The following is a 14,740-nucleotide window of genomic DNA, read 5'->3' as shown; positions in this document are numbered from 1 at the left end:
TGATGTCCGTTCCAACCACGATGTTCCGCCTCACTGGCCGCGACTACCCGCCGGCCAAGCTGAGCCAAGCCAGCCTGATCGTCATCGATGCGCAAAAAGAGTACCTGAGTGGTCCGCTTGCGCTGTCGGGCATGGACGAGGCCGTGGCCAACATCGCCAGGTTGCTCGACGCCGCCCGCAAGGCCGGCCGTCCGATCATCCACGTTCGCCACCTCGGCACTGTCGGCGGTCGTTTCGACCCGCAGGGCGCTGCCGGTGAATTCATCCCGGGGCTGGAGCCACGCGACGGTGAAATCATCATCGAAAAGCGCATGCCCAATGCCTTCAAGAACACCAAGCTGCACGAAACCCTGCAGGAGCTCGGTCACCTGGACTTGATCGTCTGCGGTTTCATGAGCCATTCCAGCGTCAGCACTACCGTGCGCCGGGCCAAGGACTATGGTTATCGTTGCACCCTGGTGGAAGACGCCTCGGCCACCCGTGACCTGGCCTTGAAGGATCGAGTGATCCCTGCCGCGCAGATCCACGCGTGCGAAATGGCCGTGATGGCCGATAACTTCGCCTGTGTCGCCCCGACCAACAGCCTGATCTGAGGCCGTTGAACTGACGACCGCCCGGCAGCCGGGCGGAACCCAAGGGCGGGCCACTGGTCGAATTCCGGATGTCCACAGAGGAAATCGGAATGAAGCTCAAAGGCAGTTTCGACGCCAAGCGCCTGCGCCAGCGCGAACCGCGCAACTGGGGTGCCCGCCTGGCCGCCGGCCTGTCGGCGTTGCTGGCCACGTTCGGCGTGTTGCTGGCGATGGCCGGATTTGCCGGGCTGCTCGGTAATTACCCGGCCCTGGCCGAACTCAATGCCAACCGCCCGCTTGCCGGCACCCTGACCGTGGTCGGGTTGCTGCTGCTGTACCTGGGCGTGCGCTTCTGGCGGCGCAGCCGCATACGCCTGCGTCGGGGGCGGGAGTTGAACCTGTCGCCGCACCTGATGAAGAAGCACGACTGAAGGGTCCTCAAGGGGCGGTGCTGACGCCATTGGGCTGATCGCGTAAACTACGCCGCCCACGTGGAGGCATCATGCAAGACGACGATTTTTCCCTGTTCACCGCCGAGGTGCGCGGCGTCAAGCCGATCAAGCACGACCGTGCCGAGGTCGGCAAACCCAAGGCCGACCGCAAGCAGCTGGCCGGCCTGCGCCAGGCGGCGACCGTGCGCAGCGATCAAGCGCTGGTGATTGACGGCCTGTCCGACCAATTTGTCATCGACGTGGGTGCCGAAGACGAGCTGATGTGGCGCCGCGACGGCGTGCAGGAAAGCCAGCTGCGCAAGCTCAAGCTCGGCCAGATCGCCTTCGAGGGCAGCCTCGACCTGCACGGCATGAGCGTAGAGAAGGCCCGCGAGACCCTCTGGGCCTTCATTGCCGAAGCCAACAAGCTGGAAGTGCGCTGCGTACGCGTTACCCACGGCAAGGCCGCGCGCCTTGATGGCAAGCGCCCGATGATCAAGAGCCACGTCAACACCTGGTTGCGCCAGCACCCGCAAGTGCTCGGTTTCGCCTCCTGCCAGGCCCGCCACGGCGGCACCGGGGCGGTGTACGTGATGCTCAAACGAACCATGATGGAAGGCCGCGACGAGTAACGCCACGCTTGCAGCGCGGGCTTTGCCGCCGTACCCTTCGTTTTTGCGATTTTTCCCACAGGTAGATACATGTCCCTGGAACAGAACTACACCGAGATCCTCAGCCAGATCGGCGAGGACGTCTCCCGTGAGGGCCTGCTCGACACGCCCAAGCGGGCTGCAAAGGCCATGAAGTACCTTTGCCGCGGTTATGAGCAGACGCTGGAAGAAGTGACCAACGGCGCGCTGTTCACCTCCGATAACAGCGAAATGGTGCTGGTCCGGGACATCGAGCTGTATTCGATGTGCGAACACCACATGCTGCCGTTCATCGGCAAGGCCCACGTCGCCTACCTGCCCAAGGGCAAAGTGTTGGGCCTGTCGAAGGTCGCGCGGATCGTCGACATGTACGCCCGCCGCCTGCAGATCCAGGAAAACCTCAGCCGCCAGATCGCCGACGCCGTACAGCAGGTCACCGGCGCCGCAGGTGTGGCGGTGGTCATCGAAGCCAAGCACATGTGCATGATGATGCGCGGTGTAGAGAAGCAGAACTCGACCATGCTCACGTCGGTGATGCTCGGTGAGTTCCGCGAGAACGCCGCCACCCGCAGCGAGTTCCTCAGCCTGATCAAATGATCGGCGAGTGACCCCGAGCCGACCCTGTGGGTCGGCTTTTTCTTTTCAGGAGTTGCCCATGATCGTCAAAGCCCTGCGGGTCGGCCTCGGCCAGCTCATCGTGTTCGGCGACTGGATCAGCCGCCCGGCCAAGCGCAAGCGCGACGCCACGGCCCAGGCGCGCGTCGAACAAGAGGCCAAAGGCCTCGCGCTGTACCAGTTCCATGCTTGCCCGTTCTGCGTGAAAACCCGCCGGACGCTGCACCGCCTGAACGTGCCGGTGGCGCTGCGTGATGCCAAGAACGATGCGCAGCATCGCCAGGCCCTGCTCGAAGGTGGCGGCCGGGTCAAAGTGCCGTGCCTGCGTATCGAGGAGCAAGGCGAGGTGACCTGGATGTACGAGTCCAAGGCCATCATCGCCTACCTGGACAAGCGGTTCGCCTCGGCCTGATAACAGCTTCATCATCACCGGCCCCTTCGCGGGACAAGCCCGCTCCCACAGGAACTCAACTGCTCCCAGGGTCAGTGAGAAACCTGTGGGAGCGGGCTTGCCCCGCGAAGAGGCCGGTTCAGGCTCAGTCAACCATCGGCACATGTCGCGGATGGCTGGCCACCCTCTCCAGCCAAGCCCTGACCCCAGGGTATTCGGCCAGGTCGAACCCACCCTGATGCGCCACGTGGGTGTACGCGTAAAGCGCCACATCGGCAATCGAATACTGATCCCCCACCAGGTACGGCGTCATCTGCAGCTGCCGCTCCATCACCCTCAGCGCCTTGTAACCACCCTTGTGCAGCTTGCGGTATTCCTCAACCCGCTCATCCGGCAAGCCCAGGTAAAACTGGATGAACCGTGCAACGGCAATGTAAGGCTCATGGCTGTACTGCTCGAAGAACTGCCACTGCAGCACCTGGGTACGCAGGCGCGGCTCGCTGGGCAGGTATTCGCTGCCATCGGCGAGGAAGTTGAGGATGGCGTTGGATTCCCACAGGCAGGTACCGTCCTCGAGCTTGAGCACCGGTACCTTGCCGTTAGGGTTCATGGCCAGGAATTCGGGCGTTTCGGTCTCGCCCTTGAGGATGTTCACCGGGTGCCATTCATACGGGCGGTCTAGCAAGCTCAGCATCAGCTTGACCTTGTAGCAGTTGCCCGACTGGTAATCGCCATAGACCTTGTACATCGCCCCTCCCTCCCATGCAGTTGTGCAAACGTGCCCAATAGTTGGCGACTGTACGGCTAAAAGCAATGCCTGCTGTATGGCAAAGATCAAGGTTGCCCGCGTTAGTCTGAAAAAACTGCTTACACATGGACAAGGACTTACCCCATGACCGATGCCACCTCCGCACGCCTGCGGCCCCTGGCAGACAGCTCCCCGTCGGCGGTGGTCGCCGGCTTCATCGCCATGCTCACCGGCTACACCAGCTCGTTGGTGCTGATGTTCCAGGCCGGCCAGGCCGCAGGCCTGACCACGGCACAGATTTCTTCGTGGATCTGGGCCCTGTCGATCGGCATGGCGGTCTGCAGCATCGGCCTGTCGCTGCGCTACCGCACCCCCATTACCGTCGCCTGGTCGACGCCTGGCGCTGCGCTGTTGATCACGAGCCTGGGCGGGGTGAGCTACGGCGAAGCCATCGGCGCCTATATCACCTGTGCGTTGCTGGTGCTCATCTGCGGCCTGACCGGCAGCTTCGAGCGCCTGGTCAAACGCATCCCTGCCTCGCTGGCCTCGGCATTGCTCGCCGGCATCCTGTTCAAGATCGGCAGCGAAATCTTCGTCGCCGCCCAGCACCGCACGTTGCTGGTACTGGGCATGTTCTTCAGCTACTTGCTGGTCAAGCGCCTGTCGCCGCGCTACTGCGTGCTGGCTGCGCTGCTGGTGGGTACGGCGCTGTCCGGCGCCCTTGGCCTGCTGGACTTCAGCAGCTTCAAGCTGGAAATGGCCACACCGGTGTGGACCACGCCCAGCTTCTCGCTGGCCGCCACCATCAGCATCGGCATCCCATTGTTCGTGGTGGCCATGACCTCGCAGAACATGCCCGGCGTTGCCGTGCTGCGCGCCGACGGTTACCAGGTGCCGGCCTCCCCACTGATTTCGGCGACCGGTTTTGCCTCACTCCTGCTGGCGCCGTTCGGCTCCCATGGGGTCAACCTGGCAGCGATCAGCGCGGCTATCTGCACCGGGCCACATGCCCATGAAGACCCAAGCAAGCGTTACACCGCTGCAGTGTGGTGCGGGATCTTCTACGGCATTGCCGGGGTGTTCGGCGCCACGCTGGCGGCTTTGTTCGCCGCGCTGCCGAAGGAGCTGGTGCTGTCGATTGCAGCCTTGGCGCTGTTCGGCTCGATCATGAACGGCCTGACCGTGGCCATGGCCGAGGCGCGTGAACGCGAGGCGGCGCTGATCACTTTCATGGTGACGGCGTCGGGTTTCACCCTGTTTTCGATTGGTTCGGCGTTCTGGGGGATTGTCGCGGGGGTGCTGACCTTGCTGATCCTCAACCCGCGCAAGGCCTGAATACGCGCAGCATTATCGCGGGGGCAGCCCCGCGATAATGCCGGGTGGTCACTCCCGGCGGTAAGGCAGCATCTCCCGGGCCTGCTCGGCATACCCTTGTACGCCCACCCGCTCCTGCTGCAGGAAGTCCTCCACCGCCCGGCGCAATCCGGGGTGCAGCAAGTAGTGCCACGACCGCGTCAGCACCGGCTCGAAGCCACGAATCAGCTTATGCTCGCCCTGCGCCCCGGCATCGAAACGCTGCAGCCCTTCGGCGATGGCAAAGTCCATGCCTTGGTAGAAACAGGTTTCGAAGTGCAGCCGGTCAAACTCGTCCAGGCAGCCCCAATACCGACCGAACAGGCTGTCGCCACCCACCAGGCTAAGGGCCATGGCAACATCGCGCCCACCCTGCCGGGCCATGACCACCCGCAGCGCCTCGGGCATGCGCTCGGCCAGGAGGCTGAAGAATTCGCGGGTCAGGTACGGCGAGCGCCTGCGTACGGCATAGGTGTTGGCATAACACAGGTAGACAAAATCCCATTGAGCTTCATCCAGCTCATCGCCGCGGTACCAGCGAAACTCGATGCCCTGCCCTGCCACCTGCTCACGCTCCTTGCGCATCTGCTTGCGCTTGCGTGAACTCAGGCTGTCGAGAAAGTCCTGGAAGTCCCGGTAGTTTCGGTTGCGCCAGTGGTACTGGCAGCCCAGGCGCTCCATCCAGCCGGGCAGGCCGGCAAGTTGGGTATCCAGCGCTTGGTCGGTGAAATTGATGTGCGCCCCGGAAAGCCCGGCCTTCCCGAGGTACTCGGGCAGGGCCTGGAGCACGAGCAAGCCGTCGGCGGGGTCGGCCGCGAGCAGCCGCGGGCCACTGACCGGGCTGAACGGCACTGCGCCGAGCAGCTTGGGGTAATAGGCGATACCCGCGCGTTCGCAGGCATCGGCCCAGCCATGGTCGAACACGTATTCACCGTACGAATGCCACTTGCGGTAGGCCGGCAACAGCGCCCGCACTTGCCCGTCACACTCCAGCACCAGGTGCTCGGCGGCCCAGCCGTTGGCCGGTGCAACACTGCCGCTGTCTTCCATGGCGCTCAGGAACGCATGGCGCAGGAAGGGCTGGCCGGCAGGCACCAGGGCGTCCCAAGTCGCCGCGGGCAGGTCACGCAGATGGGCAAGGCTGTAGAGGCTGGTCACGGTTTCGACTCGCATGCTGAAGGCACCAGTATCAGGAATAACAGCCGCCCACTCAAATGACGAATGCCTGGCTGATCCTTTTATTCTCAATTACTTAACCGCAGTGCCACTAATTAGACATTAATCTGTCATTGGCCCCCGCAATACTTGCGCCTGTTTTCCGGAACCCCAGAACCTGTCTATTCAGGCCCTTTCCGAAGACATGCCAACACGGGGCGGGCGCTGAGCCTCCCCAATTTTTTTCAGTAGGGAGAACCTTATGCGTCTTGTTTCTACACTTACCGGAGTGAGCCTCACCGGCATGATGCTGGCTCTGAGTACTCCGGCCAGTGCTGCTGTCGACGCCAAGCTGCTCGAAATGCTCCGCGCCAACGGCTCGATCAACCAGGCGCAGTACAACGAACTGCAGGGCGACCTGGCAAAAGAAACCAAGGAAAAGGCCGACCAGAAAGCTCAGTCCGAACGTATGAGCTCCTTTGAACAGAAAGTGGCATGGGCCGCCAAGACCCAGATCAAGGGCGATGTGCGCCTGCGCTACGAAGACGTCAACGTTGACGATCCAAACAGCAGCAGCGGCAACCAGGACCGTCAGCGCGTGCGTGCCCGCGTCGGTTTCTACAGCGAGATCAACCCGCAAGTCGATGCTGGCGTGCGTATCGCTACCGGCAGCAGCGCCGACCGCCGCTCCACCAACCAGAGCTTCGACAACTATTTCGACAAGAAATCGCTGTGGGTTGACCTGGCCTACCTGGACTGGCACCCGACGGCTATCCCGAACCTGCACCTGATCGGCGGCAAGATGCAGCAGCCTTGGGTGAACATGGGCGACATCATCTGGGACAGCGACATCAACCCGGAAGGCGTGGCAGCCACCTACAAGGCTGACCTGGGCGGCGCCGAGGTATTCGCCAGCGCTGGCCAGTACACCCTCAAGGACAACGTGGACGGCGACGGCGTGCAGTACAAGCATGACGCCCAGGTCTACCACGCGCAGTTGGGCACCAAGTTCGCGCCGGTCGATGCGCTCAAGGTCACCGTGGGTGCGAGCATCTACGGCTACGACAACGACAAGGAAGCGGCCATCCTGCAGTCGTTCGGCAACACCACCAACGAGTTCAACCTGGTGGAAGGCTTCGGCCAGCTCGACTTCACCGGCTTCGCCATCCCACTGGCGGCCTACGGCCAATACGTGAAGAACACCGAGAGCACCGATGGCGAAGACCAGGCCTGGCTGGCCGGTCTGAAGACCAAGGTTGGCGCCTGGAGCCTGGATTACAACTACCGCGACGTGCAGCGTAACGCCGTGGTCAGCCTGTTCACCGACTCCGACTTTGGCAACGGCTTCACCGGCTCGCGGGGTCACAAGTTCAAGGTCGGTTACGAAATCGACAAGAACTTCTCGCTGGGGGCTGCTTACCTGATGGCCAAGACCGACCTGTCGCAGCTGCCGAACAGCAATGCGGATGTCGACACCTTGCAGGTGGACCTGGAGGCTAAGTTCTAAGCTGCAACGCCTTCGCTTTAATAGAGGCGGGAAATGCCGACCCCATCCGGCGTTTCCTGCCTTTTTTTGTCTGCAAGAAATGCGTCGGCCCCATCGCCGGCAAGCCTGCTCCCACAGAGACACCACACAGCTGAAGCATCGTGGGGTTCCTGTGGGAGCCGGCTTGCCGGCGATGGGGCCGACGCGGCAGGTCAGCGTTTACGCAGGATCACGCTACCAATCGAATACCCCGCCCCAAACGAGCTCAACACGCCCAGCGAGCCCGGGGCCAGGTCATCCTGGTACAAGTGGAAGGCAATCACCGACCCCGCCGAGCTGGTGTTGGCATAGCGGTCGAGAATCACCGGTGCATCTTCCTCAGCCACTTCACGCCCCAGCAGCTTCTTGACGATCAGGTGGTTCATGCTCAGGTTGGCCTGGTGCAACCAGAAGCGTTTCACGTCGGACGGCTGCAGGTCGTTCTCGCCCAGGTGCTTGCCGATCAGTTCCGCGACCATCGGGCAGACTTCCTTGAACACCTTGCGGCCTTCTTGCACGAACAGCTTGTCGCGCGCGCCAGCGCCCTCTTCCGCCGCGCGGTTGAGGAAGCCGAAGTTATTGCGGATGTTGTTGGAGAAGACGGTCTGCAGCTTGGTACCGAGGATGTCGAACTGGTGCGCCGAGGTGGCCAGGTCGGCTCGCTCCACCAGTACCGCAGTGGCGGCATCACCGAAGATGAAGTGGCTGTCGCGGTCACGGAAGTTCAGGTGCCCAGTGCAGATTTCCGGGCTGACCACCAGCAGTGCGCGGGCCTGGCCCAGCTTCACGCTGTTGGCGGCAGTCTGGATGCCGAACGTGGCCGACGAACACGCAACGTTCATGTCGAAAGCGAAGCCCTGAATACCCAGCGCCTGCTGCACTTCGATGGCAATGGCCGGGTACGGGCGCTGCAGGTTGGAGCAGGCGACGATCACGCCGTCGACATCGGCGGCCGTGCGGCCGGCGCGTTCCAGAGCCTGGCGCGCGGCGGCAACGCCCATCTCGCAGAGGATCGACTGCTCGTCGTTGGAGCGCTCCGGCAGGCGCGGCTTCATGCGCTGCGGGTCGAGAATGCCGGCCTTGTCCATGACGAAGCGGCTCTTGATGCCCGAGGCCTTTTCGATGAACGCGGCGTCGGACATTGGCGCTGCCTCGACCTCGCCACGCTCGATGGCAGCAGCATTGTCGAGGTTGAACTGCTGCGCCCAGGCGTTGAAGGACGCCACCAGTTCTTCGTTGGAAATGCTCTGGGCCGGGGTATACAGGCCGGTGCCGCTGATCACGACGTTATGCACGGTCGTTCCTCTGGTCAAAGGCCATCGCCACGGGGCGCTGGCTGGAAAATGCGTAATGGCACTTTAGTGCCAGATCAAGGGCGAGGGCGCGGCCCTCGTTCGCGGGTAAACCCGCTCCCACAGGGGCTGTATGGCCAGCCCCAAATAGGATCAATATTGCCACATCTTCTGAGGTTTAGGCTTCCACCTGAGACCACTGTTTGCTGAGACGCTTGTCAGAAATCGGCACTTTCGTGCCCAGCTGCTGGGCAAACAGCGACACCCGATACTCCTCCAGCAACCAGCGGTACAAGGCCAGCTGCTCGTCACGCTTGCCCTCCTGGGCATGCTTGTCGGCACGGGCCTTGTACTGGGCCCAGAGGTTGCTCAACTCAGCGCTCCACACCCGGTCCTTCTGCACCTGGCTGCCCAGCTTCTCGAGGCGTAATTCCACCGCCTTCAAGTAGCGCGGCAACTCCTTGAACCAGGCTGCGGGCGTTTCGCGCACGAAGCCCGGATACACCAGGTTGGCCAACTGTTGCTTGATGTCGTTGAGCGCCACCGCCTGGCTCAGGTCGATCTTGCCCTTGAAGCGCTTCTGCAGGCCGTGCCACAGCTTCAGCACTTCCAGCGTCTGGCGGGCCAGGCGCTCGGCATGCTCGGCCCAGCTACCGCGCTTGCGCTCGGCCAGGCCGGCCAAGGCGGCGCCATCACGCGGCAGCGCGGCTTCGCCTTCGAGGATGCAGCTGTCCAGGCTGGCCAGCAGGATGTCCTCGACCAGCGCCTCGACACGGCCCAGTTCGCGGTACAACAAGCCCAGCTCGGTCAGGCCCGGCAGCTTGCCACGGAGGAATTTCGCCGGCTCTGCCTGCTGCTGCAGCAGCAGGCGCTGCAAGGCGCGGCGGTGCTGGAACTCGGCTTCGGCCTGGGTCGAGAACCGCCCTTCGTGCACGCTGCCGCTCTGTTCCACCAGCGCCGGGTACACGGTCATCGACAGGCCGGCAATCTTCTGCTGGGCGGTCTGCTTCACTTCGGTGAAAGCCTTGGCCTGCACCGGCTGCTCAGCCTTGTCGTTGCGCGGCACCGCCAGCGCCGCCTGGCTAGCGGCGGCGAAACGCGCGGTCAGCTCGGCGAGGTCGCGGCCTTCGCCCAGGAATTTGCCGTCACCGTCGACCACTTCGATGTTCATGCGCAAATGGCCTTCGACCAGGCCGACCGATTCCGCCCAAGCCTCGTCGGGCACGCGTGCACCGGTCATTCGCAGCAGCTCCTGGCCCAGGGCTTGGGGCAGCGCGCCCTGGCCGAAGGTCATGCGTGCCAGCGACGCCTTGACGAAATCCGGCACCGGCACGAAGTTCTTGCGCAGCGCCTTGGGCAGGTTGCGCACCAGTGCCACGCACTTGGCTTCGATCAAGCCCGGCACCAGCCACTCCAGGCGCTCGCCCGGCAGGCTTGGCAACAGCGGCGCGGGCACCCGCACCGTGACGCCGTCACGCGGGTGGCCCGGCTCGAAGTGGTAGCTCAGCGGCAGGCGCAGCTCGCCCACCTGCAGGCTGTCCGGGTATTGCGCCGCCGTGACTTCGCTGGCTTCGCGGGCCAGCACGTCTTCCTCGCGCATGATCAGCAGGCTGCTGTCCTTCTGGCTGCCCATGCGGTACCAGCTGTCGAAAGTCGCGGTCTGGTGGATCTCAGCCGGAAGCCGCGCTTCGTAGAAACCGTAAAGGGTTTCTTCGTCGGCCAGAATGTCGCGCCGACGCGCCTTGGCTTCCAGTTCGTCGAGCTCCTCCAGGAGGCGCTTGTTGGCGGCCAGGCACTTGGCGCGCGACTGGATCTGGCCCCCGACCAGCCCTTCGCGGATGAACAGTTCACGCGATGTGACCGGGTCGATCGGACCGTAATGCACCGGGCGGCGGCCAACCAGTATCAGGCCGTAAAGGGTGATCTGCTCGAAGGCTACCACCTGCCCGCGCTTCTTCTCCCAGTGCGGTTCGAAATGGTTCTTCTTGACCAGGTGGGTTGCCAGCGGCTCGATCCAGTCGGGCTCGATCTTGGCGACCATGCGCGCATACAGCTTGGTGGTCTCGACCAGTTCGGCGGCCATCACCCACTGTGGGCGCTTGCGGCCTAGGCCCGAAGACGGGTGCACCCAGAAGCGCCGCTGGCGGGCTCCCTGGTAGTCGCCCTCTTCGGTTTTGTGACCGATCTGGCTGAGCAGGCCGCTGAGGATGGCCTTGTGCATCTTCTGGTAGTCAGACGGTTCCTTGTTCACCGTCAGCTGCAAATCACGGCAGATCAGCGCCAGCTGGCGATGCGCGTCGCGCCATTCGCGCAGGCGCAGGTAATTCAGGAAGTGCTTGCGGCACCAGTTACGCAGCGGGTTGGCAGTCAGGGCCTGGCGCTGCTCCTCGAAACCACGCCACAGGTTGACCAGCGCGGCGAAGTCGGAATCGACGTCCTTCCACTGGGCATGCGCCTGGTCCGCGGCCTGCTGGCGCTCCGGCGGACGCTCGCGAGGGTCCTGCACCGACAGCGCACTGGTGACGATCAGCACTTCCTGCAGGCTGCCCAGGCGGGCGCCCTCGAGCAGCATGCGGCCCAAGCGTGGGTCGATCGGCAGGCGCGCCAATTGGCGGCCCAAGGGTGTCAGCTGGTTCTCGCGGTTGACCGCCGACAGCTCCTGCAGCAGGTTGAAACCGTCGCTGATGGCCTTGCCATCTGGCGGCTCGATGAACGGGAAGGCATCGATGGCGCCCAGGCGCAGGTGGAGCATCTGCAGGATCACCGCCGCCAGGTTGGTGCGCAGGATCTCGGGGTCGGTGAACGCCGGCCGGCCGTTGAAGTCGTCTTCGCTGTACAAGCGGATGCAGATACCGGGTTCTACCCGCCCGCAGCGGCCTTTACGCTGGTTGGCGCTGGCCTGGGAAACGGCTTCGATCGGCAGGCGCTGGACCTTCGCCCGGTAACTGTAGCGGCTGATGCGCGCGGTACCGGTGTCGATCACGTAGCGGATGCCCGGCACGGTCAGGGATGTTTCCGCCACGTTGGTGGCCAGCACCACACGGCGCCCGGTGTGCGACTGGAAGATGCGCTGCTGCTCAGCCGGCGACAAGCGCGCGTACAGCGGCAAAATTTCGGTATGGCGCAGCTGGGCCTTGCGCAGAATCTCGGCTGCGTCGCGAATTTCACGCTCACCCGGCAGGAACACCAGCACGTCGCCAGGGCCCTTGCCCTCACTGCGCTCGTGGTGGGCAATTTCGTCGAGGGTGGCGAGAATCGCCTGGTCGACGGTGAGGTCTTCCTCGACCTGGTTGCCCTCTTCGTCCTGCTCGCTGGTCAGCGGGCGGTACCAGGTGTCCACCGGGTAGGTGCGGCCGGACACCTCGATGATCGGCGCGCCATCGAAATGCTGGGAAAAACGCTCAAGATCAATGGTGGCCGAGGTGATGATCAGCTTCAGGTCCGGGCGGCGGTGCAGCAGGGTCTTGAGGTAGCCGAGCAGGAAGTCGATGTTCAGGCTGCGCTCGTGGGCCTCGTCGACGATGATCGTGTCGTAACGCTCGAGAAAGCGATCGTGCTGGGTTTCGGCCAGCAGGATGCCATCGGTCATCAGCTTGACCAGGGTATTGGCCTCGCTCTGGTCCTCGAACCGCACCTGGTAACCGACCAGCCCGCCCAACGGCGTGCCCAGCTCTTCGGCAACCCGCGCGGCCACACTGCGAGCGGCGATCCGGCGCGGTTGGGTGTGGGCGATCAGGCCATGGCTGCCGCGGCCCAGTTCCAGGCAGATCTTCGGCAACTGGGTAGTCTTGCCCGAGCCGGTTTCGCCGGCGATCACCAACACCTGGTTTTCCGCCAACGCCTTCTTGATCTCGTCGCGCTTGGCGGCAATCGGCAGGCTGTCGTCGTAGCGGATGCGCGGCACGCTTGCCTGGCGCGCGGTAACCTGGGCGCAGGACGCCTGGACCTTTTCCACCCACTGAGCCAGCTTGGCCTCGTCGGGGCGCTTGCGCAGCTCGTGCAGTTGCCGGCGCAGGCGATGGCGGTCGGCGATCATGGCGTGGTCGAGGTTTTGCAGCAGTTTGTCGATAGCGTGGTCAGTCATGGGGCTTTTTAGTGATGCAGGTGAGCCTGCTTTTTCATGATCGGCATTCTTAGGGGCGCGATTGTCGCAGATTCGAGGGCTCTTTGCTGGCTGGACTGGCCCTATCGCCGGCAAGCCGGCTCACACAGGTACCCCACAGGACCTGAACGTTGTGGGGTACCTGTGGGAGCCGGCTTGCCGGCGATAGGGCCGGTGCAGACCGCACATATGTTTAGTGAAGCCCGATGTAAAGGTTGCCATTCACTGCTTTAATCAACCTTACGCCGCATGTGAGTATCCAGGGATGACCCCCGATCAGCCCATCGCCCCGCCGCTTCCCCGCCCTTCGCTCGCGAAGGCCCGGACCCGCGCCGGCGAGAATCCGCTGGTGCATGTGATCCTCGCCTTCTGGGCCCTGTGGCACTGCCGTCACGCCCGCCCACCGGATACTTCGCTCACGCTTCACTGACCAGACCCGGCCGCCATCAGGCCGATTGACTCAGCTGGACCGCCCCTGCGCGGCGGTCCTGTGCGCCCACGAGCGAACCCATCATGCACTTTGCACCTGTAGAGCACGCCAGCCGTTTCCTTGCCGAAAACCCTGATATCGAGCTGTTCGAACTGTTCATCCTCGACGCCAACGGCGTTCCGCGCGGCAAGTTGCTGCACCGCGACGAGCTGCTGGCCGTATACCAGAGCGGCCGCCCGCTACCCAGCACCATCCTGGGCCTGACCCTGAACGGCGATGACGTGGAGAACTCCGGCCTGGTATGGGACGTCGGCGACATCGACTGCCGCGCCTATCCGCTGGAAGGCAGCTTGGTGCGCCTGCCCTGGCGCCGTATACCGACCGCCGCCGTGCAGGTCAGCATGCACCCCAGCGAAGGCCTGCCTGCCAGCGTCGCCGACCCGCGCCATGTGCTGCTGCGCACCATCGAAGCGCTCAACGCCGACGGCTACTACCCGGTGATGGCCTGCGAGCTGGAGTTCTACCTGCTTGACCAGAAACGCGATGCCCAGGGCCGCCCGCAACCGGCGCTGGACAACGACGGCGGCCGCCCGCGCAGCACGCAGGTCTATGGCCTGCGTGAGCTGGAACAAATCGAACCGTTCCTTGCCGACCTTTATGCTGCCTGCAAAGCCCAAGGTATCCCGGCGCGCACGGCCATTTCCGAATACGCCCCAGGCCAGGTGGAAATCACCCTGGAGCATGGCGATGCATTGCAAGCCATGGACCACGCCGTGCGCTACAAACGCCTGGTCAAAGGTGTCGCGCATGCCCATGGCATGCAGGCGTGCTTCATGGCCAAGCCCTTCGCCGACCTGGCCGGCACCGGCATGCACATGCACCTGAGCCTGGCCGACAGCGCCGGCAACAACCTGTTCGCCAGCGAAGACAAGGCCGGCACCCCGCTGCTGCGCCAAGCGGTGGCGGGCATGCTGCGCCACCTGCACGACTCGCTGCTGCTGTTCTGCCCCAACGCCAACTCGTTCCGCCGCTTCCAAGCCAACAGCTATGCACCGCTGGCGCCCACCTGGGGCGTCGACAACCGCACCGTCAGCCTGCGCGTGCCCGGTGGCCCGGCCAACAGCCGGCATGTCGAGCATCGCATCTGTGGCGCCGACGCCAACCCTTATCTGGCCGCTGCGGCCATTCTCGCGGCAAGCCATCGTGGCATCCGTGAACAGCTCGACCCGGGCGCACCGGTTGAAGGCAATGGTTACGCCCAGGCCACCGAGCACCTGCCCACCGACTGGCTGACCGTGCTCGATGCCCTGGAGCGTTCGGAGTGGGCGCGCGAAGCGCTCGGCGGCGACTTCCTCGGGGTTTACCTGAAGGTCAAACGCGCCGAGTACCGCCAGTTCATGGCCGAAGTCAGCGAACAGGACTGGCGCTGGTACCTGCACCAGGCCTGAGCCCCACCCCATTCAGAACAAGGAACAC

The 14,740-nt window shown here is 63.9% G+C and carries 12 protein-coding genes; 8 read left to right on the top strand and 4 right to left on the bottom strand.

What is annotated here, in order from left to right; genetic code table 11:
* The first annotated feature begins 2 nt into the window (after positions 1 to 2).
* The 5 genes from ACFY68_RS21560 (at position 3) to ACFY68_RS21540 (ending at position 2,680) form a co-directional block, all read left to right on the top strand.
* Entirely contained in the window at positions 3 to 593 is a 591-nt protein-coding gene (locus ACFY68_RS21560) for a cysteine hydrolase family protein (RefSeq protein WP_346614973.1), read from the top strand.
* A gap of 89 nt (positions 594 to 682) precedes the next feature.
* Positions 683 to 1,003: a hypothetical protein gene (locus ACFY68_RS21555; RefSeq protein WP_346614972.1), complete on the top strand. Its 321-nt coding sequence runs from the start codon at positions 683 to 685 to the stop codon at positions 1,001 to 1,003.
* Between the two features lie 71 nt (positions 1,004 to 1,074).
* Positions 1,075 to 1,635, top strand: coding sequence for a Smr/MutS family protein (locus tag ACFY68_RS21550; protein WP_387531512.1), 561 nt, complete (start codon positions 1,075 to 1,077; stop codon positions 1,633 to 1,635).
* A 69-nt stretch (positions 1,636 to 1,704) separates the two neighbouring features.
* On the top strand, positions 1,705 to 2,250 hold the full coding sequence (gene folE / locus ACFY68_RS21545; protein ID WP_346614970.1) for a GTP cyclohydrolase I FolE: 546 nt from the start codon (positions 1,705 to 1,707) through the stop codon (positions 2,248 to 2,250).
* A gap of 58 nt (positions 2,251 to 2,308) precedes the next feature.
* Positions 2,309 to 2,680: a glutathione S-transferase N-terminal domain-containing protein gene (locus ACFY68_RS21540; RefSeq protein ID WP_346614969.1), complete on the top strand. Its 372-nt coding sequence runs from the start codon at positions 2,309 to 2,311 to the stop codon at positions 2,678 to 2,680.
* A gap of 124 nt (positions 2,681 to 2,804) precedes the next feature.
* On the opposite strand, the gene ACFY68_RS21535 is transcribed toward ACFY68_RS21540, so the two are convergent.
* Entirely contained in the window at positions 2,805 to 3,407 is a 603-nt protein-coding gene (locus ACFY68_RS21535; protein WP_387531509.1) for a glutathione S-transferase family protein, read from the bottom strand.
* A gap of 144 nt (positions 3,408 to 3,551) precedes the next feature.
* On the opposite strand from ACFY68_RS21535, the gene ACFY68_RS21530 reads away from it, so the two are divergent.
* Positions 3,552 to 4,742 carry a benzoate/H(+) symporter BenE family transporter gene (locus ACFY68_RS21530; protein WP_387531506.1) on the top strand — a complete coding sequence of 397 codons (1,191 nt, stop codon included), beginning with the start codon at positions 3,552 to 3,554 and terminating at the stop codon, positions 4,740 to 4,742.
* Between the two features lie 48 nt (positions 4,743 to 4,790).
* On the opposite strand, the gene ACFY68_RS21525 is transcribed toward ACFY68_RS21530, so the two are convergent.
* A complete protein-coding gene (locus ACFY68_RS21525) occupies positions 4,791 to 5,933 on the bottom strand; it encodes a GNAT family N-acetyltransferase (protein WP_387531503.1) in 1,143 nt (380 codons plus the stop codon).
* Between the two features lie 244 nt (positions 5,934 to 6,177).
* On the opposite strand from ACFY68_RS21525, the gene ACFY68_RS21520 reads away from it, so the two are divergent.
* The gene (locus ACFY68_RS21520; protein ID WP_346611601.1) at positions 6,178 to 7,422 is read left to right on the top strand and encodes a putative porin; all 1,245 of its coding nucleotides are present in this window, start codon (positions 6,178 to 6,180) and stop codon (positions 7,420 to 7,422) included.
* Positions 7,423 to 7,613: 191 nt separating this feature from the next.
* Here ACFY68_RS21520 and ACFY68_RS21515 read toward each other — a convergent pair whose 3' ends face one another.
* Together ACFY68_RS21515 and hrpA are read right to left on the bottom strand one after the other, a co-directional pair.
* Positions 7,614 to 8,735: a beta-ketoacyl-ACP synthase III gene (locus ACFY68_RS21515; RefSeq protein WP_387531500.1), complete on the bottom strand. Its 1,122-nt coding sequence runs from the start codon at positions 8,733 to 8,735 to the stop codon at positions 7,614 to 7,616.
* 175 nt (positions 8,736 to 8,910) lie between these two features.
* Positions 8,911 to 12,816: an ATP-dependent RNA helicase HrpA gene (gene hrpA / locus ACFY68_RS21510; protein WP_387531497.1), complete on the bottom strand. Its 3,906-nt coding sequence runs from the start codon at positions 12,814 to 12,816 to the stop codon at positions 8,911 to 8,913.
* Between the two features lie 531 nt (positions 12,817 to 13,347).
* Between hrpA and ACFY68_RS21505 the strand changes: the two genes are divergently transcribed.
* On the top strand, positions 13,348 to 14,712 hold the full coding sequence (locus ACFY68_RS21505; protein WP_387531494.1) for a glutamine synthetase family protein: 1,365 nt from the start codon (positions 13,348 to 13,350) through the stop codon (positions 14,710 to 14,712).
* The last annotated feature ends 28 nt before the right edge of the window (positions 14,713 to 14,740 follow it).

It is taken from the genome of Pseudomonas sp. NPDC012596 (assembly GCF_042902325.1).
GTDB lineage: Bacteria > Pseudomonadota > Gammaproteobacteria > Pseudomonadales > Pseudomonadaceae > Aquipseudomonas.
This window is presented reverse-complemented; position numbering and strand designations above follow the sequence as displayed.